The sequence below is a fragment of the Pseudomonas sp. ICBG1301 genome, assembly GCF_016918385.1.
GTDB classification, from domain to species: Bacteria; Pseudomonadota; Gammaproteobacteria; order Pseudomonadales; family Pseudomonadaceae; genus Aquipseudomonas; species Aquipseudomonas palleroniana.
On the sequence record NZ_JAEKGB010000001.1, the window covers coordinates 411125 to 433636 of the forward strand.

Below are 22512 nucleotides of genomic sequence, written 5' to 3' on the forward strand. Positions count from 1 at the left end.
TAATCCGCCCAGACTTTAATCTCCCCATCTTTTATGAAGGGTTCAGCATGCACGTACTGGTCTGTGAAGACGACGAACTGATCGCCAGCGGTATCGTGGCCGGCCTGACCGCCCAGGGTTTCACCGTCGAGCGCGTCGCTTCGGCCGCGGCGGCGCGGGCGATGCTCAAGGCGGCGACGTTCGACATCATGGTGCTCGACCTCGGCCTGCCCGATGAAGACGGCCTCAAGCTGTTGCAGCAACAGCGCAGCCAGGGCCTGGAAATCCCGGTGCTGATCCTCACCGCGCGCGATTCGGTGACCAACCGCGTCGACGGCCTGCAAGCCGGCGCCGATGACTACCTGCTCAAGCCCTTCGACCTGCGCGAACTCGCCGCCCGCCTGCAAACCCTGCTGCGGCGTGTGGCGGGGCGCAGCGTCAACCTGATCGAACATGGCCGGCTGGCCTATGACCCGAGCAGTCGCGAGACCTTCCTGGGTGGCCAGCCGGTGGACCTGTCCCGTCGCGAACAGGCGCTGTTGCAAGCCTTGTTGCACAACAAGGGCCGCGTGCTCTCCAGCGAACAGCTCAAGGACAGCGTCTACGGCTTCAACGATGAACTGGAAAGCAACGCGTTGAACGTGCACATCCATCACCTGCGGCGCAAATTGGGTAACGGTATCGTCGAGACCGTGCGCGGCCTGGGCTATCGCCTGGGCACGGCGGATGACGGCCCGGCGGCGGGAGACAACGCTTCGTGATGAGCCTGCGCCTGCGCCTGACATTCAAGCTGGGCGCCGCTTTTGTGTTGATCTGGGCCTTGGCGGCCGCCTGGATGCTCAACGATCTGCGCAACCAGATGATGTTCTCCCTCGACCAACGCCTGGTGGCATCGGCCCGCATGGTGGCGGGGCTGACCGAGCAGATGCCGGGCCTGGCCAGTGTGAGTGGCGGTGCGCATTTGCGCACCGAGCAACTGAATGTACCGGGCGGCATGGCCTGCCAGGTCAGCTCATTGCGGGGCGAGATCCTCGCACGCAGCCATACCACCCCGGATGAAGGGCTGGAGTCGCGCCAGAGCGGCTTTCGCGACCAGGTCATCGACGGTGTGAGCTGGCGCAGTTTCACCCTGTCCCGTGGCGACTTGCTGATCACCACCGCCGACCGCCAGGTGGAGCGCGAGGCGTTGAACCTGTCGATCCTGCTGGCGGCGTCCGTGCCGGTCGGTGTGGCCTTGCTGGGTTGCCTGTGCCTGCTGTGGCTGGGCATCGGCCAGAGCCTGGTGCCGCTCAATCGCATGCGTGATGCCTTGATGCGCCGCAGTGTCGACTCCCTTGAACCGCTGCAGATCCACCCGTTGCCCAGCGAACTCAAGCCGCTGCTCGACACCCAGAACCAACTGCTGCAACGCATCGCCAAGACCATCGAGCGCGAACGTCGCCTGACCGGCGACGCCGCCCATGAGCTGCGCAGCCCGCTCACGGCGATCAAGACCCACCTGCAGGTGGCGCGCATGACCGAAGGCGCGGCCCGCGACCAGTCCCTGGCCCATGCCGAGGAAGGCGCTGACCGCCTGCACCGTACCCTGGAGCAACTGCTGCTGTTGGCGCGGGTGGAGGGCAACCTGTCGTTCGATGACGGCATGCACTCCAGTGCCGAGGAAGTCGCACGCCTGGCGATCCAGGACGCCAATGCGGGTGACAACCGGCGTATCGACCTGATCCTGCCCGACAACCTCTCGGCCACCCCGGTTGAAATGCCGGTGGGCCTGGCGGTCGCGGCGCTGCGCAACCTGCTGGACAACGCCCTGCGTCACACGCCTGCGGATACGCGGGTGGAGCTGAGCGTGCTGACCGCGACCGATAACGTGATCTTCCGGGTGCGTGACCATGGCAAACAGATCTCCAGCGAGGACCTGCAATACCTGACGCAACGTTTCTGGCGCAACGGCAACAGCGAGGGCTGCGGCCTGGGCCTGGCAATTGTGCAGGCCATCGTCCAGCGTTGTTCCTGCTCGTTGAAGTTCGACAGCCGGCCGGACGGCCTGCGCGTGGATTTGGGGATGCCATTGCGGCGCTGAGCCGTTCTTTTTCAAGTGCCAAATAGTTACCGCCTGCCTGAACCTGAGCGCTTCAGGATGGCGGTAATTTTTTTGTGCTCGAACGGGCTGAATGATTCGGCCTGTAGTGAAAAAGGACGGTCCTTATGTTGATCATCGATAGCAGTTTCCCTTCCAAGGATTTCAATGAACGTCACGGCGAGCCCGTGCGGCAGGTGGTGCTGCATTACACCGCGGCGCCGTTCGGCTCATCCCTGAATACGCTGACCCAGGGCGGTGTCAGCGCGCACTATTTGTTGCCCGACCCGAATGAGCCCGGCTATCGCGCCAGCGGTTATGACGAGTTGCGCGTATTTCGCCTGGTACCCGAAGACAAGCGCGCCTGGCATGCCGGTGCAAGCCACTGGGGAGGGCGGGATAATCTCAACAGCCGGGCGATTGGCATCGAGATCGTCAACCTGGCGCGCGATGACGGCGGCGTGTTTACTTTTCCGGCATACCCGGCGGCGCAGGTCGATATGTTGATTGCCTTGTTGGGTGACATTCTGGGGCGCTACCCACAGATCGGGCCGGCCGACGTGCTGGGCCATTCGGATGTGGCGTATTGGCGCAAGCGTGACCCGGGGCCGCAACTGCCTTGGCGGTGCTTGTATGAAGCGGGGATCGGCGCCTGGTTCGATGAGGCGACGCGGGCCATGTACCAACGCCGGTTTTGCCTCGGGCTGCCGCCGGAGGTCGAGGTGGAACGGGCTTTCCAGCGCTATGGCTATGCGCCGGCGAAGAATCGCCAGGCATTTGAACAGCGCACCCGGGCATTTCAGATGCACTTTCGGTCGCGGGATTATTGCGGGGAGCTGGATGGGGAAACGTGTGCGGTTCTGTATGCGTTGAATGAGCGGTACCGGGGGATCTGATGGTCGGGACGGGCGTTACCGAAAAACGGATAAGCACTGCGTTCCCCTAAATCCCCCCGCCGCTGGTGCGTCTTCAGAACATGCCATCCGTAGACCCACGGATCACCCGTCTGCTCACCCCACCCGCGTATTGAGGGATCGAGAAATGTCCGTCGCCACCATTCGCACCGAAGACACCCAACTGCACGAAACCCTCTACCACTTCGAGGAAACGCCACTGCTGGCCCGCCAACGCCAACAGGAATCCAACGCCCGCAGTTACCCACGCCGTATCCCGCTGGCACTCAAGCGCGCCAAGGGCATCTATGTGGAGGACGTGGAGGGGCGGCGTTTCATCGATTGCCTGGCCGGTGCCGGCACCCTGGCACTGGGCCATAACCACCCGGTGGTGATCGAGGCCATTCAACAGGTACTCAGCGATGAACTGCCGCTGCACACCCTCGACCTGACCACCCCGGTCAAAGACCAATTCGTGCAGGACCTGTTCGGCCTGCTGCCGCCGGCGCTGGCGCGGGAAGCGAAAATCCAGTTCTGCGGGCCGACCGGCACGGATGCGGTGGAAGCCGCGCTGAAACTGGTACGCACCGCCACCGGCCGCAGTACGGTGTTGTCATTCCAGGGCGGTTATCACGGCATGAGCCAGGGCGCACTGAGCCTGATGGGCAGCCTGGGGCCGAAGAAACCGTTGAGCGCCCTGTTGGCCAATGGCGTGCAATTTCTGCCGTACCCCTACGATTACCGCTGCCCGTTCGGCCTGGGCGGTGCGCAAGGCGTGCGGGTCAACCTGCATTACCTGGAAAACCTGCTCAATGACCCGGAAGCCGGCGTAACGCTGCCGGCCGCGGTGATTGTCGAAGTGGTGCAGGGTGAAGGCGGGGTGATTCCCGCCGATCTCGACTGGCTGCGCGGCCTGCGGCGCATCACCGAACGGGCCGGGGTGGCCCTGATCGTCGATGAGATCCAGAGCGGCTTCGGCCGTACCGGCAAGATGTTCGCCTTCGAGCACGCCGGCATCATCCCGGACGTGGTGGTGATGTCCAAGGCCATCGGCGGCAGCCTGCCGTTGGCGGTGGTGGTGTATCGCGACTGGCTCGACACGTGGCTGCCGGGCGCCCATGCCGGAACCTTCCGTGGCAACCAGATGGCGATGGCGGCAGGTTCGGCAGTGATGCGCCATCTCAAGCAACACGACCTGGCCGGCCACGCCGCCGCCATGGGCGAACGCCTGGCTGAACACCTGCGCATCCTGCAACGGGATGTGCCGCAATTGGGTGACATTCGTGGGCGAGGGCTGATGCTCGGGGTGGAGCTGGTGGACCCGGACGGCACACTCGATATCCAGGGCCATCCACCGGTACACCGTCAATTGGCACCGCTGGTACAACGCGAGTGCCTCAAGCGCGGTCTGATCCTGGAGCTGGGTGGCCGTCATGGCGGCGTGGTGCGTTTTCTGCCGCCCCTGGTGATCACCGCTGCCGAGATCGACCGTGTGGCCGAGATCTTCGGGCGCGCCGTGGTGGCAGCGCTCGCCGACGTCTAATTTTTCGTACGCCTGGTACGTTTCTACAGATATCAGCGCTGCGCGTGGTGCGCAGCCAGCCTTTGAGCGATGGAGAACAGCAATGACCTCAGTATTCGACCGCGACGACATCCTCTTCCAGGTTGTGGTCAACCATGAAGAGCAGTATTCCATCTGGCCCGACTACAAGGCCGTGCCGGAAGGCTGGCGCACCGTGGGCAAGAGCGGCATGAAGAAAGAGTGCCTGGCCTACATCGAGGAGGTCTGGACCGACATGCGCCCGCTGAGCCTGCGCCAGAAGATGGACGCTGCGGCGCTGGCCGGCTGATCCAGTTTTGTGGCAAGGGAGCAAGCTCCCTTGCCACAGCGGTGTTTCAGCGGGTGTACAGGTAGTCTGTTGCCAACGACGCCAGCGTCCTCACGCCCACCACCAACGCTGATTCATCCACAAAGAACCCCGGGTTATGGTTCGGCGCAGCCTTGCTCATGTCCTGATCGCGTGGCGTCACTCCCAGGAACACAAACAGCCCCGGTGCCTCCTTGGCATAAAACGAGAAGTCTTCGGCACCGCCCACCAACGGGCCTTGCACCACATCATCCTTGGCCGCCCAGCGCAGGCTTGGCAGCATCTTTTCGGTCAGGGCCGGGTTGTTGATGGTGGGGTCGTATTTCTCGATGATCGTGACTTCGGCCTTGGCGCCCCCGCTTTCAGCGATTTTCTCCACCGTCTGACGCACATCCGCGTGCAGCTTCTGGCGAATGCCGTAGTCGTAGGAGCGAATCGTGCCGCTCATGTCCACCGATTCGGGAATGATGTTATAGCGCGTCCCCCCATTGATGGTGCCGATGCTGACCACCGACGGGAATGACGAGATGTCGGTACGGCGGCTGACCACGGTTTGCAGGCCGACGATGGTCTGCGCGCCGACGGTGATCGGGTCGATGCCGTCCCACGGGCGGCCGGCGTGGGTCTGTTTGCCGAGGATCTTGATGCGCAGGTCATCGGAACTGGCCAGGGTCGGACCAGGACGGTAAGCGATCTGCCCGGCGGGCACGCCGGCCCACACGTGCAGGCCGAACACTGCGTCCGGCTTGGGGGCCTTCATCACGCCTTCCTGCACCATCATCTTCGCGCCCCAGGTGTTTTTGCCGTCGGGGATGAAGTCGCTTGGGCCTTCTTCAGCGGGTTGGAAATAGAACACAACGGTGCCGGGCAGGCGGTCGCGCATACCGCTGAGGATTTTCGCCGTGCTCAGCAAGATGGCGGTGTGGGCGTCGTGGCCGCAGGCGTGCATCACGTCGACTTCCTTGCCCAGGTAAGTGCCCTTGGCCTTGGAGGCGAACGGCAGGTCGGCGACTTCCTTGACCGGCAACGCATCCATGTCGGCGCGCAACGCCACGGTCGGGCCGGGCAGGGCGCCTTTCAAGATGCCGACGACACCGGTGCGCGCCACGCCGGTCTTGACCTCAAGGCCCAAGTCGCGCAATTGCCTGGCGACGAGTTCGGCGGTGCGCTGTTCAGTATTGCCCAGCTCGGGATGGGCGTGGAGATCGCGGCGGGTTTCCAGCAACACCGGTTCGAGCATTTTGGCTTGGGCGGCGATTTCTTCCCGGGCACTTTCCTGGCCGCCGCTGGCGGCAATCACCGCGCTGCTGGCGACCCCGCACAACACGCCGAAAACCCATGGGTGTGTCAGACCGGTTAAACGCATAAGGACCTCTCCCTCTTTATTGTTGTTGATCTTTCTCCTGCACGCTGCCGGCCGTGACCACCTGCACGCTCAGGCGCGGTGTCGCCAGATCGAGCCCGGCTTCATCCAGATGACGCTTGAGCGACAGGTTGAACGCCCGCGACACTTCCCACTGCTTGATTGGCGCGGTTTTGAAGCGTGCCCGCAGGATGGCGCTGCCGGATTCGAAGCTTTCTACCCCTTGAATCTCCAGCGGTGACCAGATATTGCGGCGTTGCAGCGGGTCGTTGCGCATTTTCTGGCCGACGTCGCGCATCAGCTTGATCGCGTCGTCGATTTCCATGTTGTAGGGGATCGCCACCCGGAAAATCGCGTAGCCGAACTCCCGCGAGTAGTTCTTGATGCTCTTGATTTCACTGAACGGGATGGTGTGCACGATGCCGTCGATGTCGCGCAGGCGCACGGTACGAATAGTCAGGCCCTCGACGGTGCCGAGGTGGCCGCCGACGTCCACGTAGTCATCGATGGCCAGGGAGTCTTCGATGATGATGAACAGGCCGGTGATCAAGTCCGCCACCAGCGACTGAGCACCAAAACCGATGGCCAGACCGATCACACCGGCACCTGCCAACAGTGGCGTGACGTTCATGCCCATGTTCGCCAAGGCGACGATAGCGGCGATGATGAAGATGGTCACGAACAGCACGTTGCGGATCAACGGCATCATGGTTTGCGCGCGGGCGTTGGCCAGGCCTTTGCGCGAGCGGGTCAGGGCGTGGTGAATGGCCGTGTCGCTGAGGATCCAGATCAGCCAGGCAAACAGCAATGTGCCGCCCAGGCCGAACAGCTTGACGCTGATCTCATGGCCGTCGCCTTCGGTAAAGCGGATCAGCGACAGGCCCCACACACGAAGGCCCAGTTCAATGAACACCAGCCACACCAGCAGGTGGGCCAGGGTGTAGACGAAGCTTTTCAGGCGTTCGGAGTACAAGGCATGACGCTTGTGCCCGCGTTGCGGCTTGAGGGCGTGGCGGCGTACCAGGCCGTTGATCACCATGCACAGCACCAGCAACACCGTGCACAACAGTGACTGGCGCAGCGCCGTGCTGGTGTCGCCCGCCGACAGGAACGTGGCGAACAGCGAAATGCCCACCAGCAGCAGCGCCGGCAAATACCAGAAGGTGCCGATGATGGACAGGGTATCGGTGAGGGCGCGGCGGGTGAGGCGGCGCGAGAGCGGTTGGTTGCGAATCAGGTGCGCGATGGGGCGACGGAAACGCAGGATAAACACGCCAGTGGAGAGCGCCGCCATCACATTGGCGACGGTCGCGGCGGTATGAGCCAGGTGCTGCCCCAGGGCCTGGACCAGCCGTGGGTCGCTCAAGGCTTCGCCGAACGCGGCAAAGCTGCCGATCCACCACAGCGGGCGGAAAGCCTGGTGACGCAGGATATACAGGGCGCGGTGGCGGTGCGGACCATCGAGCACGGAGAACGCAATCACACAGATCGCCGAGAAACAGGTGCCAACCACCAGCGCATAGGCCAGCACCATCGCCAGGGATTTGCCCAGGGACGAGGGCAGGGCGTAGCTGAGGTAAACCGTGATGATCAAGGCGATCATCCAGGGGCCCAGCTTGCGCAGGGCGAAACGCACCATGTCCCAGGTGCGCGGGTGTTGCGGCAGTTCTTCCGGCAGGCCGAAACGTTCGCGTACGCGGTGGCTGAGCCAGATGAGCGCCGCCGCCAGCAGGCTCCAGACCGCCAGGATCACGGCAAAGCCGAAAATGATCGGCAGCCACTCGCTGGCCGGCAGCATCAGGGCGCTGAGTTCATCCTTGGCCTGGTCGACTTCATTGGACCAGCGCCCCAACGGGCTGTCGGCCCCGGAAAACTGCGATTCAAGGCCCGCCAGGGTGCCGCCGATCAGCCCGAGTACGCCTTGTTCGGCGGCGGGTTGAGCCTTTTGGGTGGCTTCGCGCAGCTTCTTCAGGTCGCTCAGCAGCTGAGTGCGCTGCTGGTCGTTTTCCAGGGTCTTGATCACCTCATCCAGCGACTGCCCCAGGGGCACTTCGGCCTGGGGTTGCGGTTTGGTGGTGCTGCCCAGCAGGCCGGGCAAGCTCACGGCTTGGGCAGGCGCCAGCGGCAACAGCGTGAGCAGGGCGATCAGGATAGAGCAGGGCAGGGCGAACAGACGGGAGAACACGAGGCGGTCAACCTTGGAAACGACGAATTGACCGAGTGTACGAGGCCGCTATGCCCAATGCGAGTGCATTTGTCATTCCGCCAGTTTGGCGAGGATCTTGTACACCACGGTACCCAGGATCAGCAGCATGCCGATCCACATGCCGAATACGCCGAGGGGCTTGTCACGAAAGTTGAAACCCACGGCCAGCATGATCATGCCGATCAGAATCGGGATAAGCATGGCGTGGAAAGAGGACATGGAGATCATGGGGCGACGGCCTTGTCGGAGTGGGAATACTGACAAGTCTAGGTCGGATTGCAGAAAGTGCAGATGATGCAGGTCAGGTTCACCCAAATCAAAATGTGGGAGGGGGCTTGCTCCCGATGGCCTGCATAGCAGGCCCATTTTTGAGGCCGCTGCGCGGCCTATCGGGAGCAAGCCCCCTCCCACAGTGACCGCGCCCCCTCCCACATTTCCCCAGTATCAGGCATCAGGGCAAGTCGTGGCTCGCATAGAACGCACCCAGCACTTTCACCAGATGCGCCAGGTCGTGGCTGCCGCACAGCTCGCGAATGGAATGCATGGCAAACGTCGGCAGGCCGATGTCCACGGTACGCACACCCAGGTGGCTGGCGGTGATCGGGCCGATGGTCGAGCCGCAGCCCATGTCGCTGCGCACCACAAAGCTTTGCACCGGGACTTCCTGGGCCATGCACAGATGGCGGAAGAAGCCGGCGGTTTCGCTGTTGGTGGCGTAGCGCTGGTTGCTGTTGACCTTGATTACCGGGCCGGCGTTGAGTTTCGGGCCATGGTTGGCGTCGTGTTTCTCGGCGTAGTTCGGGTGCACGCCGTGGGCGTTGTCTGCCGACACCAACAGTGATTTCTGAATGGTGCGTACGAATTCATCACCTTCGGGCAACAGGCGGCGCAAGGTCTGTTCCAGCATCGGGCCATCGGCGCCGCACGCGGAGCAGGAACCGACTTCTTCGTGGTCGTTGCACACCAGCACGCAGGTTTCGTCGCTGTCACTGGTGAGCAAGGCTTGCAGGCCGGCGTAGCACGACAGCAGGTTGTCGAGGCGTGCGCCGGCGATGAAGTCGCCATTGAGGCCGATCACCGCTGCACTTTGCGTGTCGTAGAAACTCAGCTCGTAGTCGAGCACCACATCGGCATTCAACCCATGTTCCCGTGCCAGTTGCTCGGTGAGCACGGCGCGGAAGTCCACGCGCTCGTCACCGGCGAATTGCGCGAGGATCGGCGGCAGCTCGGTCTGGGCATTGATCGCCCAGCCCTGGTTGGCTTCACGGTTCAGGTGAATGGCCAGGTTGGGAATGATGGCGATGGGCAGCTTGAAGTCGATCAGCTGGCTTTCGACTTTGCCGTCACGGCGGAAGGTGACGCGGCCGGCCAGGGACAGGTCGCGGTCGAACCACGGTGCGAGAAGGGCGCCGCCATAGACTTCCACGCCCAGCTGCCAGAAGCCCTGGCGCTGCAGCTCCGGCTGGGGCTTGACCCGCAGGCACGGGCTGTCGGTGTGGGCGCCGACCAGGCGGATCCCGCCCTGCAGCGGCGAATGACGGCCGAGCTTGAAGGCAATGATCGAGGAATCGTTACGGGTGACGTAATAGCGGCCGTTGGCTTCGGTAGCCCAGGTTTCGCGCTCGTCGAGACGCTGATAGCCGGCCGCTTCCAGACGCTGGGCGAGGGCGGCAGTGGCATGAAAAGGAGTAGGGGAGGCCTTGAGGAAGTCGATCAGGCCTTGATTCAACGCTTCGCGCATAAATAGCTCCAGACAGCAATGCGCGGAGTTTACCGTTGGTGGCGAAAAGTGCACAGAACAAATGTGGGAGGGGCGGTGCGACGATTCGACTTGCTCCCGATAACAGAGTGTCAGTCACTGAATCCATGGACTGGCACACCGCCATCGGGAGCAAGCCCCCTCCCACATTTTGATCGCATTGCCGGCTTAGAACGGGGCAGGGCACTCAAAGCGCAACCGCTCGCCGCTTTGCGGATGCGTGAAGCTGAGCATGCTTGCGTGCAGACACAACCGCGGCCAGGCAGCCAGGGCCTGTTCATGGGCGTATAGGCCGTCACCGAGCAGCGGGTGGCCGATCGACAGCATGTGCACGCGCAGCTGGTGCGAGCGTCCGGTGATTGGCGTCAGTTCCACACGGCACCAGTCGCCGCAGCGCTCCAGCACCTTCCAGAACGTCAGCGCATGCTTGCCGAACTCGTGGTCCACGACATGCCGGGGTTTGGTCGGCGGGTCGTAGCGCAAGGGCAGGTCGATGCTGCCGCTGTCCAGCTCAGGCTGGCCCCAAGCCAATGCGGTGTAGGCTTTTTCGGTTTCGCGGTCGTGAAACTGACGAGACAATTCGCGGTGGGTGTCGGCGTCCCGAGCCAGCAGGATGATCCCGGAGGTTTCCCAATCCAGGCGATGGACAATGCGGGCTTCGGGGTAGCCGTTTTCCTGCAGGCGGGTGATCAGGCAGTCCTTGTTGTCATCGGCCCGGCCGGGCACGGAGAGCAACAGGGTCGGCTTGTTCACCACCAGGACGGCGTCGTCCTGATGCAGGATGTGAATATTGGACAGCGGCATCAAACAGCCTCGTAACAAACGCCAACGGCGGCTCGCCCACCCCGTTCCCCAACAGGGATCAAGGTGACCGAGCCGCCGTGGCGACCGCCCTTTCGATCAACGATCGGGCAGGGTGATATTGAGTTCCAGAATCGAGCAGCTGCCGTCATTTTCCAGGGCGACATGCACGTCATCGTTGCCGATATTGACGTACTTGCGGATCACCTCGACCAGTTCCTTCTGCAAGGCTGGCAGGTAGTCCGGTGTACTGCGTTGGCCGCGTTCGTGCGCCACGATGATCTGTAGACGCTCTTTCGCGACCGACGCGGTCGTTGGCTTCTTGTTGGCGCGAAAGAAGTCGAGAAATTTCATTGTTTAGTTGCCTCCAAAGATACGCTCGAAGAATCCCTTCTTCTTGACATCGAGGAAGCGATGTTCCACGGATTTGCCCAGCAGGCGATCGACGGCATCGCTGTACGCCTGGCCGGCGTCGCTCTGGTCGTCGAGAATCACCGGGACACCCTGGTTGGAAGCCTTCAGCACGGCCTGGGATTCCGGGATCACGCCCAGCAGGGTCACTGCGAGGATTTCCTTCACGTCTTCAACGCCGAGCATTTCGCCATTGCTGACGCGCTCAGGGTTGTAGCGGGTGAGCAGCAAGTGCTCCCTGATCGGGTCTTCGCCTTTTTCGGCACGCTGCGACTTGCTGGCCAACAGGCCCAGCATGCGGTCCGAGTCACGTACGGAAGACACTTCGGGGTTGGTCACCACGATGGCTTCGTCGGCAAAGTACATCGCCAGGTGAGCACCGGTTTCGATACCCGCCGGGGAGTCGCATACCACGTATTCGAAGGTTTCCTTCAACTCGGCCAGGACTTTGCCTACGCCTTCTTTGGTCAGCGCGTCTTTGTCACGGGTCTGGCTGGCGGCCAGCACGTACAGGTTTTCAAGGCGCTTGTCCTTGATCAGGGCCTGTTGCAGGTTGGCTTCGCCGTTGACGACGTTGACGAAGTCGTACACCACGCGGCGTTCGCAGCCCATGATCAGGTCAAGGTTACGCAGGCCGACGTCGAAGTCGACGATAACTGTTTTATGGCCGCGCAGAGCGAGGCCGGTACCGATAGCGGCGCTGGTGGTGGTCTTACCCACACCACCCTTGCCGGATGTAACCACGAGAATCTTGGCCAAGGTGTTTCACCCCTAAGGAAAAAGGACTTTTCAGCCCCTGAAAAACATCTCTTGAAACTCGCCGCAGGCGGACAGCCTTTGTAGGAAAAAACCGTTGTTTCCGCAGGGGAAGCGCCAGTCTTAACTTATTCCTACGCAAATCTTGCCGGTTTCGCTGTGCTATCAGAGTCTAGAGATGCTTGGAAAATGCGGCAGTATCCGTTAAAGCCGGATGATGTTCAACACGTCGCCCGACAGGCTGACCTGCACCCCGGCCCCCCACAGCGGATCACGGCGCAAATCTTCTGAAACCTTGTACTGGCCTGCGATGGAAACTAGCTCAGCGGTCAACTGCTGGCAAAAAATACGGGCCTTGGTATCACCCTTGATGCCGGCGAGGGCACGTCCGCGCATTGGGCCGTATACATGGATGTTGCCATCGGCCAGAAGTTCCGCCCCCGGGCTGACCGAGGCGACCACTACCAGGTCGCCGCCCTGGGCGTAAATCTGCTGCCCACCGCGTACGGGTGAGGTGATGATCTTAGTAGGCTTGATCGTCGGCTCAGGTGGTTTTTCCGGTTTTTTCTTCACTTCGCCTTCGGTTGGGTCAAGCGGACGCTCGCGGGCACCGGACGGCGGCAGTACTGGCAGTTCAATGGCGATGGCTGCGGCAATGTCTTCGATACGGCTGGCACGAATGGCCAGGGTCCGCAAACCATGGGAGCGGCACACGCGCATCAGCCCGGGCAGGTCGATGGCACCCTGGCCGGCCGGCAGTTTGTCGAGGGCCAGTACCAATGGGGCATTATTGAAAAAGTTCGGTGCCAGGGCGACCTTGGCGGCCAGTTGGCGGTCCAGGGCGTCGAGGTCGTTGCGGGCGAGTTCCAGTACGGTGATGGCGAGCATGCTGCCTTTCAGCTGGAACACGGGATCTTGGTCTAGCGGTTCGGTTTGGCTCATGGTCGGCAAAAGCGGCTTGTCACGAAAAGTGTCGAGACTTATAACGAGAACATCCGCGGGCCGCAAGCCGGGTCGAACCGTTGTAGAATGCGCGGCCCATGTCTTTACCGGAATCTGTAATGGATCGCCCGCGTTTTCGAGCTGCATTTTTTCACCCGCGTTTTTGGCTGTTATGGCTGGGACTCGGCCTGCTATGGCTGATCACTCAGTTGCCGTATCGGGCGTTGTTGACCATTGGTCGTTTACTCGGCGCCGGCATGTATCGCGTGGCCGGCGATCGTCGCCGTATTGCCGAGCGCAATCTGGAACTGTGCTTCCCGGAAAAGTCCGCCAAGGAACGCCAGCGACTGCTCAAGGAAAACTTTGCGTCCACCGGTATCGCCTTCTTTGAAATGGCCATGAGCTGGTGGTGGCCCAAGTCGCGCCTGGCACGGCTGGCCCATGTCGAAGGGTTGCAGCATCTCAAGCAGGCGCAACTGGAAGGCAAGGGCGTGATCCTGATGGCCCTGCACTTTACTACCCTGGAAATCGGCGCCGCCCTGCTCGGGCAGAAGCACACCATTGATGGCATGTACCGCGAGCACGGGAACCCGCTGTTCGATTTTATCCAGCGGCGGGGGCGCGAGCGGCACAACCTCGACTCCTTGGCCGTCGAGCGTGACGACGTGCGCGGCATGCTCAAGTTGCTGCGCGCCGGCCGCGCGATCTGGTACGCACCGGATCAGGACTACGGCGCCAAGCAGAGCATCTTCGTGCCGCTGTTCGGCATCCAGGCCGCCACCGTCACCGCCACCAGCAAATTCGCGCGCCTGGGCAAGGCATTGGTGGTGCCGTTCACCCAGGAGCGCCTGGCCGATGGCAGTGGCTATCGCCTGGTGATCCACCCACCGTTGACGGACTTCCCCGGCGAAACCGATGAAATCGACTGCCTGCGCATCAACCAGTGGGTCGAAGCCTCGGTACGCGAATGCCCCGAGCAGTACCTGTGGACGCATCGCCGCTTCAAGAGCCGGCCGCCGGGTGAACCCAAGCTCTACGAAAAACGCCGTCGGTAAACCCTGACTTCCCCCATGGAGTGACGCAATGCGCCCAGCTGAACCGGTCACAGGCTTGATTCTTTCCGGCGGCGGGGCGCGAGCGGCGTATCAGGTGGGGGTGTTGGCGGCGATTGCCGAGCTGTTGCCGCCGGGAGCGCCGAACCCTTTTCCGGTGATTGTCGGCACCTCCGCCGGGGCGATCAACGCGGTGAGCCTGGCCAGCGGCGCTACGGACTTTACCGCCGCGATCCAACGCCTTACCGCCTTCTGGCAGGGTTTTCGCAGCCATCTGGTGTTGCGCAGCGACTGGCCGGGAGTGATCCGCCAGGCCAGTCGCTTTTTCATTCACAGCCTGCTGGGCCTGGGAGCGCAGGTGCCGGTGGCGCTGCTCAACAGCACGCCACTGCGCGAGCTGCTTAACGACAAACTGCACCTGCACGGTATTGACGAGGCCATCCGCAAACAGCATTTGCATGCCGTGGCGGTGACGGCTTTCGGCTACGAGTCCGGGCAGGCGACGACGTTCTACCAGGGCGGTCGTACCATCGACGCCTGGTTGCGCCATCGGCGTATCGGTGTGCCCGCTCGGTTGACGGTGGAGCACCTGTTGGCCAGTTCGGCGATCCCCTTGCTGTTCGCGCCGGTCAAGCTCGACGAAGAATATTTCGGTGATGGCGCAGTGCGCCAGTCGGCGCCGATCAGTCCGGCCTTGCACCTGGGCGCGAGCCGGGTGCTGGTGGTGGGCGTGAGCGGCAACCCACGCGGCAATGAGCCTGCCACGCAACGCACCTACACCGGTCAACAGCCGACGCTGGCGCAGATTGGGGGGCACATGCTCAACAGCACCTTCATCGACAGCCTGGAGAGTGATATCGAGCTGCTGGAGCGCTTGAACCAATTCAGCCAGGTCGCCCCCGGAGTGGCGCCGGTGGAAGTGTTGGTGATTGCACCCAGCCAGCCGATCGATGAAATCGCGGCGCGGCATCGCCAGGAATTGCCGGCGGCGTTGCGCCTGTTCCTGCGTGGGCCGGGGGCGACCAGGACGAGCGGGGCGGGGGTATTGAGTTACTTGCTGTTCGAGGCGGGTTATTGCAGCGAGTTGATCGAGCTGGGGCGGCGCGATGCGTTGGCCAAGCGCGCGGAAATCACTCGGTTCCTCGGCCTGATACAAAATTAAGTGTGGGAGGGGGCAAGCCCCTCCCACAGGGGTGTGCAGTGCTCAATCAGAAGTGATACTTGACCAGCAGGCTCGCCGTGTCCTGGTTGGTCTTGAATGCGCCGCTGTCTTCAACCCCGTACTTGTTCTTCCAGTAGTCGTATTCGATACCGACATACAGCTGCTTTTCACCCCAGTGCAGCGCCTTGCCCAAGTCATATTTGATCTGTGGGTTGAAGTGCAGGTTGGCGTGGTAGGTGCCACGGGAGGTCTTGTCGTTATCCACCACCCAATCCATGAAACCATCGATCAGCACATTCGAGTCGCCAACCGGGATGGTGTACGACCAGACCGGTGTGATCTGCCAGATGTTGTCGCCCGGGCGATTGCCTTCGGTCTGGCGCTGGTAGAAGTTCAACTGGAAGTAGTCGAAACCCGGGATGTTCAGGTCAAAGCCCGGGCCGAACAGGTATGACTCGTTATCGCCTTCGCCGAACTCATAAGTGAAAGCCAGCAATACATCTTTGATCGGGCCGAAAGACAGGTCTTTGTCGAAGATCTTGCCGAATGACAGCCGTGGGCTGAACTCGCCGTAATAAGTGTCCGGGCCGACGTTGCCGTCTTCCTTGCCGTTGTAAAAGATGCGGTCGACGAACAGGAAGTTATCGCCGTACTTCCAGGCATCGGCATGTTCGAACGTGACGGTTTGCTGGATCTGCGGGTTGATGGTGAAGTTCTTGCCCCACAGGTAGGTCAGGCTGTTGTTCTGCCACTGCAACAAATCGCCGGCTACGGCTTGGCCGCCGGCCAGCAGGGAACCTGCCAGCATCAGGCCTTTCAACATAGGTTTCATTCGGTGCTCCCGAGTCAAAGTTTTAGGTTTTTTGTTCTACGCAGGCGCTCTGGTGTGGCGCCTTTGGTTCGCTGCAAAAATCGTCTGTTTGGTCAGCTTTAATGCTTTTAGCAAGAGCTGCGCCAAGCTGTTTAAAAAACCAATAAAACGCCTTCGGCTGCAGTTGATGCAGTCGAGTCCAGTGGTTTTCAGTGCACGTTGGCCGCAGACATTAGGCCCGGATAAGTTGGCCTTGCAGTCAGCTTTTACATTCGCTGTTTTTTTTTGAGTCGATTCGAGCGGGCGCGGAGAATACTGGCTCTCTGGCCTTGGCTCAAGTGCGCCGTAACAGAGCGCGTGGGGCGAGAATGGGGCGCGGCTTGTGGCCGGCCCCAGGTGAATGGCGTGCATGGGAGGTTCCCTGTTCGTTATTGTTTTTATTGTTAACGAAGGAATCAGTGGGTAGGGGCGACAGAGGGTCGTTCGGCCCCCCCGAGGATGTTGAACAGTATGTTCAGCGACAATGCGCTGAGAGTGGCCATGGCAATCCCACTGTGGGTAATCGGGCTCATCCACAGCGGCAGCTGGGCGAAGAACTCCGGGCGCACCACCGGGATCAGGCCCATGCCGATGCTCACCGCCACTAGCAGTTGGTTGCGACGATCGGCGATGTCGGTTTCCTGCAGGATCTTGATGCCGGTCGCCGCCACCATCCCGAACATTGCAATCGCTGCACCGCCCAACACTGCCGGTGGAATCGATGCCACCAGAAAGGCCGCTTTGGGCAGCAGGCTCAGCACCAGCAGAAAGACCCCGGCCATGATCGTCACCGAGCGGCAGCGCACGCCGGTCATCTGTACCAGGCCGATGTTCTGGGCGAAGGAGGAATGCGTGAAGGTGTTGAAGAAGCCGGCAAAGAATGATGCGCCGGCATCACACAGCAAACCACGGCGCAGCATTTTTGGCGTGACTTCCTGGCCGGTGATCTTGCCCAGGGCGAGGAACATCCCGGTGGACTCGACGAAGATGATCACCACCACCAGGCACATCGACAGGATCGGCGCCAATTCGAACTTGGGCATGCCGAAATGCAGCGGCGTCACCACTTGCACCCACGGTGCCAGCGCCAGGCCGCTGAGGTCGACCATGCCGAGCATGCCGCACAAGCCATAGCCGAGCGCCATGCCGATCAGCACTGAGATGTTCACCCAGAAACCGCGCATGAAGCGGTTGATCAGCAGGATGGTGGCAAGTACCAGCGCGGCAATCGCCAGGTAAATCGGCGAGCCGAACGTGGCGGCGGCGCTGCCGCCACCGGCCCAGTTCACGGCCACCGGAAACAACGACAGGCCGATGGCGGTAATGACCGTACCGGTCACCAGCGGCGGGAAAAAGCGTACCACCTTGGACATGAACGGTGCGATCAGCATGCCGAAGAACCCAGCGGCAATGGTTGCACCGAAGATCCCTTGCAAGCCGATCCCGGGCATGCCGGCCATGGCGACCATGCTGCCGACCGCCGCGAAACTGGCGCCCATCATCACCGGCATACGAATGCCCACCGGGCCGATGCCGAACGACTGCACCAGGGTGGCGATACCGGCCACCAGCAGGTCCGCGTTGATCAGGAAGGCGATTTCTTCACGGCTGAGGCCTGCGGCCTGGCCAATGATCAGGGGCACGGCGACGGCGCCGCCGTACATGAGCAAGACGTGTTGCAGGCCGACCAGCAGCAGTTGCAAGAGGGGCAGGCGCACCATCGCGGGCGCGGCAGGGGGCTGCGTTTCTAACTGGGACATGCAACACCTCGAATCTTTTTATTGTTGTGTTGTTTGGAGCGCAATCTGTGGGAGGGGGCTTGCCCCCTCCCACATTGGAACTGTGTGAACCAATCAGTTGGTGCGGGCCCCCTGGTTGATCCAGGTGCCAATCAGATCCCGCTCCTGCTGGGTCATCTGGGTGATGTTGCCCAGCGGCATGATCTGGCTCGCCACGGCCTGCGCTTGAATGCGCGCCGCCTGCTGCTGGATCTGCGCCGGGGTGTCGAACATCACGCCGGCCGGGGCCGTGCTGAACAGGGGGCTGGTGGGCTTGGCCGAATGGCACACGGCGCAGCGTTCCTGGATCACCCCGTGCACCTTGTCGAAATCAATCGTGGCCTGGGCGGGTGCAGCCGCCGGTTCAGCTGCGGGTGCCGTCGGCGCAGCAGGTTTCAGGCCGCCACCCAACGCCGTTTCCGGCAACGGCTGGTACTCGATGGCGGCGGGGGCCTTGGCTACGTCCGGGGTGATGGCCAGCGGTTTCGGGCCGGTCACGTAGGCCAGGCAAATCATCGCCAGCGCACCGACCGGTAAGGTCCACGCGTACTTCTGGCTGTTGTGCCGGGTGTTGAAGTAGTGCCGTACCAACACCGCCGCCACGGCGATACCGGCCAGGATCAGCCAGTTGTATTGGCTGCCGTAGGTGCTCGGGAAGTGGTTGCTGATCATGATGAACAGCACCGGCAAGGTGAAGTAGTTGTTGTGTCGCGAACGCAGCAGCCCCTTGGCCGGCAAGGCCGGGTCAGGCGTGCGGTTTTGCGCGATGGCCGCCACCAATGCGCGCTGGGCGGGCATGATGATGCGGAACACGTTACCGACCATGATGGTGCCGATCACGGCACCCACGTGCAGGTAGGCGCCGCGGCCGCTGAACACCTTGCTGAAACCGTACGCGGCGGCAATCAACAGCACGAACAGGATCAAGCCGAGCAGGGCAGGGCGCTTGCCCAGGGCCGAGTCGCAGAGGAAGGAGTAGACGAACCAGCCGACGAACAGCGAACCGATGCCCAGCAGTACACCTTCCGGGCCGCTGAGGCTGCTGCCGGGGGCGAGCAGGTACAAGGTCGGGTTGGAATAGAACACCACGCACAGCAGCGCGATGCCCGACATCCAGGTGAAATAGGCTTCCCATTTGAACCAGTGCAGGTTGTCCGGCATGGTCGGTGGGGCCAGTTTGTATTTTTCCAGGTGGTAGATACCGCCTCCGTGGATCGCCCACAAGTCACCGGCCAGGCCGTCCTTGGGGTTGACGCGGTTGAGGTTGTTTTCCAGCCAGACGAAATAGAAGGATGCGCCGATCCAGGCGACGCCGGTGATCATGTGAACCCAGCGCACGCTCAGGTTCAGCCATTCCAACAGATGTGCTTCCACAGTCTTTACCTCTCGCCTGTCACCCTTGTTGTCGGGTGATCAGACCTTCTCTTATTGGTGGGGGGCGAGGATCAAACGCTCATCCTCTTTGAAAAAATGCTCATCGCAGTTATTGCCTGTGCCACTGCGATCAACCACCAGGAAGTCATCCCGCTTTTCGATCGTCAGCACCGGGTGGTGCCAGACGCCGCGATGGTAATTGATGCCCTGCCTGCCGTTGGTGACGAAGGCGCGGACCAAGCCTGATACAGGTGCATCGCCAAGTGGCGCGACCACGATCAGAAAGGGGTTGCCGAGCAGCGGAATGAAAGCCTGGCTGCCCAGCGGGTGTCTCTCCAGCATGCACACGGTCAGCGGCATCGGCAGCGCGTCGGCGCGGAAGATGCTGATGATCGCGTTGTCTTCTGGCGTGGCGGTTTCTACCGTCGCCAGCTTGTGAAAGCGCATGGTCGACCCGTTGTTGATCATGAAGTGATCGCTGCCATCGGTTTCGATAACGTCTCCGAAAGGGGCAAAGGCTTCTTTGGTCAGGGGTTCGATCATCAGTGTGCGCATGGCTGTCTTCTTAATCTTGTCTATTGATCGCTCCCACGCTCTGCGTGGGAACGTTGCCCTGGACGCTCCGCGTCCGCTCAGGCGTTACTTGGCGACTTTGCCGAGGACACGCAGGCGACTCACACCGCCATCCGGGAACACGTTCAGGCGGATGTGGGTAATCGGCCCGAGTGCCTTGATCTGTTCGGCGAAGGTGTGTTCGGCATGCATTTCCAGCTTCTGCGCCGGCAGCAGTTCGCGCCAGAACAGCGACTGGGTTTCGATCTGGCTGTCGGTGCCGCCTTTCACGAATGCGCCCTGGATCGAGCAGGTGTCCGGGTAGTTGCCCTTGAAGTGCAGGGTGTCGACGATGATCTTCTCGATCTCGCCCGGATGGCCCAGGGCGACGATCACCCAGTCATTGCCCGGTGTACGACGACGCGCGGTTTCCCAGCCGTCGCCCATGTTGATGCCACGGCCCGGGTTCAGAATGTTGCTCATGCGGCCGAAGTGTTCATCGGAGCAGGCCAGGGCGCGACCGCCGTTCAGTGCGGCAGCCAGGTCGACCTGTTCGTTGTCACCCACCGACGACCAGTCGCGGAACGGCACACCGTACACACGCAGACGGGCCACGCCGCCGTCCGGGTAGATGTTGAAGCGCAGGTGGCTGAACGCCTGGTCGTTGTTGATTTCATGGTGGTGGTGGCTGTTGCCTTGCAGCTCGACGGCTGACAGCACTTCCACCCACTGGGTGTTTTCGTCAGGGTCGCCCGAGGCCAGGAAGCAGGCTTCCAGGGACGCCGACGGCGGGTAGTTGCCGGTGAAGAATGAAGTGTCGATGTCCACGCCCTTGATCGAGCCCGGTACGCCCAGGCGGATCACGGCACTGTCGTAGCCTTCGAAGCGCTTGCGGCGTGATTCCCAGCCGTCCATCCACTTGCCGTTGTCATCGAAAACGCCCTCCTTCCACACGGCCGGGGTCGGCTGGAACAGGCGGTTGGCGTCGGCGAACCAGTCATCGGTCACCGAGAGGATCTTGGTGCCCAGGCGGGCATCGGCCAGGTTGACGAACTTTTCGAAAGGTACGGGTTGCGCTTTCATTCTTCTTGTCTGCCTTGGATTGAGTGGCTGGGGATGGTCGTTTAGAGGGTCAGTAATCGGAACAACGCGATCTTGTTGATCTCGGCCAGGGCGCATTTGAACTCGGTGTCCACCGGGTTGTGAATGCGCGTTTCGAACGCGGCCAGGATCTGGTGCCGGTTGCTGCCTTTTACCGCCATGATGAAGGGAAACTTGAACTTGGCCTTATAGGCTTCGTTCAGCTCGGTGAAGCGAGAAAACTCTTCGGCCGTGCACTGGTGAATCCCCGCGCCGGCCTGTTCATCAGTGCTGGCTGCGGTCAGTTGGCCCTGGACGGCGGCTTTGCCGGCCAGGTCCGGGTGAGCGTTGATCAGGGCCAGCTGGCTGGCGTGATCGGCGCTCAACAGGATATCGCTCATGCGTTGGTGCAGGGTCTCGATCTGGTCGATCGACGCATCCTGGCCCAGGTCGAAGGCCTTTTCGGCCACCCATGGCGAATGTTCGTAGATGTCGGCGAAGGCGTTGACGAATTCGTCGCGGCCCAGGGTCGAGGGTTTCAGGCTCTGGAATGCAGTCATTTCGCCGCTCCCGCATAGGGATGGGTCGCTTGCCAGTGACGCGCAATGTCCACCCGGCGAGTGAACCAGACGTGCTCGTGACCCTTGACGTATTCAATGAACCGCTTCAACGAAGCCAGGCGCGCAGGACGGCCGATCAGGCGGCAATGCAGGCCGATCGAAAGCATCTTCGGGGCCTCGGCGCCTTCGGCGTAAAGCACGTCGAACGCATCTTTGAGGTACTCGAAAAAGTCATCGCCCTTGTTGAAGCCCTGCACCTGGGTAAAGCGCATGTCGTTGGTGTCCAGGGTGTAGGGGATCACCAGGTGCGGCTTGCCGGTGGGGTTGTTGGGTTCCCAGTAGGGCAGGTCATCGTCGTAGGTGTCGCTGTCGTAGAGGAAACCGCCTTCCTCCATCACCAGACGCCGCGTGTTGGGGCCGGTGCGCCCGGTGTACCACCCCAATGGGCGCTCGCCGGTCAATTCGGTAAGGATGCGGATAGCTTCGAGCATGTGCTCGCGTTCCTGGGCCTCGTCCATGTACTGGTAGTCGATCCAGCGATAGCCATGGCTGCAGATCTCATGGCCGGCATCGACCATGGCGCGGATCACATCCGGATGGCGTTGGGCGGCCATGGCTACGGCGAAGATAGTCAGCGGAATATCGAATGCCTTGAACAGCTTGAGAATGCGCCACACACCGGCCCGGCTGCCGTATTCGTACAGCGACTCCATGCTCATGTTGCGTGCGCCCTGCAGCGGCTGGGCCGAGACCATTTCCGAGAGGAAGGCTTCGGACTCTTTGTCACCGTGCAAGATATTGCGCTCGCCACCTTCTTCGTAGTTGAGTACGAAAGACAGCGCAATGCGCGCCTTGCCCGGCCAATGGGGGTGAGGAGGGTTACTGCCGTAACCGATCAGGTCGCGTGGGTAGTCAGCGCTCACTGCAGTCTTCCTTCTTGTTCGTCGTGTTGGCGATGAGTGATTGTATACAACTTATCAGCCACTTTGTAAGCCCGCATTTCTGCATTTTTTCTGCGGGACGCTGTGTGAATGGTGTAGCAAGAAACT

22 protein-coding genes are annotated in these 22512 nt (G+C 61.8%); 7 read left to right on the forward strand and 15 right to left on the reverse strand.

Features of this window, described 5'->3' with window-relative positions:
- Positions 1–47: 47 nt before the first annotated feature.
- The 5 genes from JBE38_RS01875 (at position 48) to JBE38_RS01895 (ending at position 4799) form a co-directional block, all read left to right on the forward strand.
- Positions 48–740 (forward strand): response regulator, encoded by a 693-nt coding sequence (locus JBE38_RS01875; RefSeq protein ID WP_060755987.1) that lies wholly within the window; start codon positions 48–50, stop codon positions 738–740.
- Positions 740–2059, forward strand: coding sequence for an ATP-binding protein (locus JBE38_RS01880; protein ID WP_060755986.1), 1320 nt, complete (start codon positions 740–742; stop codon positions 2057–2059). Before JBE38_RS01875 ends, JBE38_RS01880 begins: the two co-directional genes overlap by 1 nt.
- A gap of 125 nt (positions 2060–2184) precedes the next feature.
- On the forward strand, positions 2185–2952 hold the full coding sequence (locus tag JBE38_RS01885) for an N-acetylmuramoyl-L-alanine amidase (RefSeq protein WP_205343430.1): 768 nt from the start codon (positions 2185–2187) through the stop codon (positions 2950–2952).
- Between the two features lie 145 nt (positions 2953–3097).
- Entirely contained in the window at positions 3098–4492 is a 1395-nt protein-coding gene (locus JBE38_RS01890) for an aspartate aminotransferase family protein (RefSeq protein ID WP_205343431.1), read from the forward strand.
- 82 nt (positions 4493–4574) lie between these two features.
- Positions 4575–4799 (forward strand): MbtH family protein, encoded by a 225-nt coding sequence (locus tag JBE38_RS01895; RefSeq protein WP_205343432.1) that lies wholly within the window; start codon positions 4575–4577, stop codon positions 4797–4799.
- Between the two features lie 46 nt (positions 4800–4845).
- Here JBE38_RS01895 and JBE38_RS01900 read toward each other — a convergent pair whose 3' ends face one another.
- The 8 genes from JBE38_RS01900 to minC form a co-directional block, all read right to left on the reverse strand.
- A complete protein-coding gene (locus JBE38_RS01900; RefSeq protein WP_205343433.1) occupies positions 4846–6183 on the reverse strand; it encodes an amidohydrolase in 1338 nt (445 codons plus the stop codon).
- A 16-nt stretch (positions 6184–6199) separates the two neighbouring features.
- Entirely contained in the window at positions 6200–8365 is a 2166-nt protein-coding gene (locus JBE38_RS01905; protein ID WP_104994398.1) for a mechanosensitive ion channel family protein, read from the reverse strand.
- Positions 8366–8437: 72 nt separating this feature from the next.
- Entirely contained in the window at positions 8438–8605 is a 168-nt protein-coding gene (locus JBE38_RS01910; RefSeq protein ID WP_162492707.1) for a hypothetical protein, read from the reverse strand.
- Between the two features lie 232 nt (positions 8606–8837).
- Complete coding sequence (locus JBE38_RS01915) at positions 8838–10127, reverse strand: M18 family aminopeptidase (protein ID WP_060755982.1); 1290 nt, start codon at positions 10125–10127, stop codon at positions 8838–8840.
- A gap of 186 nt (positions 10128–10313) precedes the next feature.
- Positions 10314–10949 (reverse strand): RluA family pseudouridine synthase, encoded by a 636-nt coding sequence (locus tag JBE38_RS01920; protein ID WP_005789965.1) that lies wholly within the window; start codon positions 10947–10949, stop codon positions 10314–10316.
- Between the two features lie 96 nt (positions 10950–11045).
- Entirely contained in the window at positions 11046–11300 is a 255-nt protein-coding gene (minE, locus tag JBE38_RS01925) for a cell division topological specificity factor MinE (RefSeq protein ID WP_010208824.1), read from the reverse strand.
- Positions 11301–11303: 3 nt separating this feature from the next.
- The gene (gene minD, locus JBE38_RS01930) at positions 11304–12116 is read right to left on the reverse strand and encodes a septum site-determining protein MinD (protein WP_060755981.1); all 813 of its coding nucleotides are present in this window, start codon (positions 12114–12116) and stop codon (positions 11304–11306) included.
- Positions 12117–12317: 201 nt separating this feature from the next.
- The gene (gene minC, locus JBE38_RS01935) at positions 12318–13055 is read right to left on the reverse strand and encodes a septum site-determining protein MinC (protein WP_060755980.1); all 738 of its coding nucleotides are present in this window, start codon (positions 13053–13055) and stop codon (positions 12318–12320) included.
- A 119-nt stretch (positions 13056–13174) separates the two neighbouring features.
- Here minC and JBE38_RS01940 point away from each other — a divergent pair, with 119 nt between their 5' ends.
- Both JBE38_RS01940 and JBE38_RS01945 read left to right on the forward strand, forming a co-directional pair.
- Complete coding sequence (locus tag JBE38_RS01940; protein WP_060755979.1) at positions 13175–14110, forward strand: lipid A biosynthesis lauroyl acyltransferase; 936 nt, start codon at positions 13175–13177, stop codon at positions 14108–14110.
- 28 nt (positions 14111–14138) lie between these two features.
- Positions 14139–15269 (forward strand): patatin-like phospholipase family protein, encoded by a 1131-nt coding sequence (locus tag JBE38_RS01945; protein ID WP_205343434.1) that lies wholly within the window; start codon positions 14139–14141, stop codon positions 15267–15269.
- A gap of 46 nt (positions 15270–15315) precedes the next feature.
- Here the strand turns inward: JBE38_RS01945 and JBE38_RS01950 are convergent, their stop codons facing one another.
- The 7 genes from JBE38_RS01950 to puuE all read right to left on the reverse strand — a co-directional run bounded on the left by JBE38_RS01950 (position 15316) and on the right by puuE (position 22386).
- Positions 15316–16101, reverse strand: a complete 786-nt coding sequence (locus JBE38_RS01950; RefSeq protein WP_090369585.1) for an outer membrane protein OmpK — start codon at positions 16099–16101, stop codon at positions 15316–15318.
- A gap of 434 nt (positions 16102–16535) precedes the next feature.
- Positions 16536–17879 (reverse strand): nucleobase:cation symporter-2 family protein, encoded by a 1344-nt coding sequence (locus JBE38_RS01955; RefSeq protein WP_205343435.1) that lies wholly within the window; start codon positions 17877–17879, stop codon positions 16536–16538.
- Between the two features lie 93 nt (positions 17880–17972).
- A complete protein-coding gene (locus JBE38_RS01960; protein ID WP_205343436.1) occupies positions 17973–19271 on the reverse strand; it encodes a urate hydroxylase PuuD in 1299 nt (432 codons plus the stop codon).
- 51 nt (positions 19272–19322) lie between these two features.
- Positions 19323–19826 carry an ureidoglycolate lyase gene (locus JBE38_RS01965; protein ID WP_090369593.1) on the reverse strand — a complete coding sequence of 168 codons (504 nt, stop codon included), beginning with the start codon at positions 19824–19826 and terminating at the stop codon, positions 19323–19325.
- An 84-nt stretch (positions 19827–19910) separates the two neighbouring features.
- Entirely contained in the window at positions 19911–20906 is a 996-nt protein-coding gene (alc, locus tag JBE38_RS01970; RefSeq protein WP_205343437.1) for an allantoicase, read from the reverse strand.
- A 41-nt stretch (positions 20907–20947) separates the two neighbouring features.
- Positions 20948–21463 (reverse strand): 2-oxo-4-hydroxy-4-carboxy-5-ureidoimidazoline decarboxylase, encoded by a 516-nt coding sequence (gene uraD, locus JBE38_RS01975; RefSeq protein WP_060755972.1) that lies wholly within the window; start codon positions 21461–21463, stop codon positions 20948–20950.
- Complete coding sequence (puuE, locus tag JBE38_RS01980) at positions 21460–22386, reverse strand: allantoinase PuuE (protein WP_060755971.1); 927 nt, start codon at positions 22384–22386, stop codon at positions 21460–21462. Before puuE ends, uraD begins: the two co-directional genes overlap by 4 nt.
- Positions 22387–22512: the final 126 nt, after the last annotated feature.

Bases quoted from the DNA above. Each gene is read 5' to 3' on its own strand.
- JBE38_RS01875 (WP_060755987.1), top strand. From the start codon at position 48: ATGCACGTACTGGTCTGTGAAGACGACGAACTGATCGCCAGCGGTATC.
- JBE38_RS01880 (WP_060755986.1), top strand. From the start codon at position 740: ATGAGCCTGCGCCTGCGCCTGACATTCAAGCTGGGCGCCGCTTTTGTG.
- JBE38_RS01885 (WP_205343430.1), top strand. From the start codon at position 2,185: ATGTTGATCATCGATAGCAGTTTCCCTTCCAAGGATTTCAATGAACGT.
- JBE38_RS01890 (WP_205343431.1), top strand. From the start codon at position 3,098: ATGTCCGTCGCCACCATTCGCACCGAAGACACCCAACTGCACGAAACC.
- JBE38_RS01895 (WP_205343432.1), top strand. From the start codon at position 4,575: ATGACCTCAGTATTCGACCGCGACGACATCCTCTTCCAGGTTGTGGTC.
- JBE38_RS01900 (WP_205343433.1), bottom strand. From the start codon at position 6,183: ATGCGTTTAACCGGTCTGACACACCCATGGGTTTTCGGCGTGTTGTGC.
- JBE38_RS01910 (WP_162492707.1), bottom strand. From the start codon at position 8,605: ATGTCCTCTTTCCACGCCATGCTTATCCCGATTCTGATCGGCATGATC.
- JBE38_RS01915 (WP_060755982.1), bottom strand. From the start codon at position 10,127: ATGCGCGAAGCGTTGAATCAAGGCCTGATCGACTTCCTCAAGGCCTCC.
- JBE38_RS01920 (WP_005789965.1), bottom strand. From the start codon at position 10,949: ATGCCGCTGTCCAATATTCACATCCTGCATCAGGACGACGCCGTCCTG.
- minE (WP_010208824.1), bottom strand. From the start codon at position 11,300: ATGAAATTTCTCGACTTCTTTCGCGCCAACAAGAAGCCAACGACCGCG.
- minC (WP_060755980.1), bottom strand. From the start codon at position 13,055: ATGAGCCAAACCGAACCGCTAGACCAAGATCCCGTGTTCCAGCTGAAA.
- JBE38_RS01940 (WP_060755979.1), top strand. From the start codon at position 13,175: ATGGATCGCCCGCGTTTTCGAGCTGCATTTTTTCACCCGCGTTTTTGG.
- JBE38_RS01945 (WP_205343434.1), top strand. From the start codon at position 14,139: ATGCGCCCAGCTGAACCGGTCACAGGCTTGATTCTTTCCGGCGGCGGG.
- JBE38_RS01950 (WP_090369585.1), bottom strand. From the start codon at position 16,101: ATGAAACCTATGTTGAAAGGCCTGATGCTGGCAGGTTCCCTGCTGGCC.
- JBE38_RS01955 (WP_205343435.1), bottom strand. From the start codon at position 17,879: ATGTCCCAGTTAGAAACGCAGCCCCCTGCCGCGCCCGCGATGGTGCGC.
- JBE38_RS01965 (WP_090369593.1), bottom strand. From the start codon at position 19,826: ATGCGCACACTGATGATCGAACCCCTGACCAAAGAAGCCTTTGCCCCT.
- alc (WP_205343437.1), bottom strand. From the start codon at position 20,906: ATGAAAGCGCAACCCGTACCTTTCGAAAAGTTCGTCAACCTGGCCGAT.
- uraD (WP_060755972.1), bottom strand. From the start codon at position 21,463: ATGACTGCATTCCAGAGCCTGAAACCCTCGACCCTGGGCCGCGACGAA.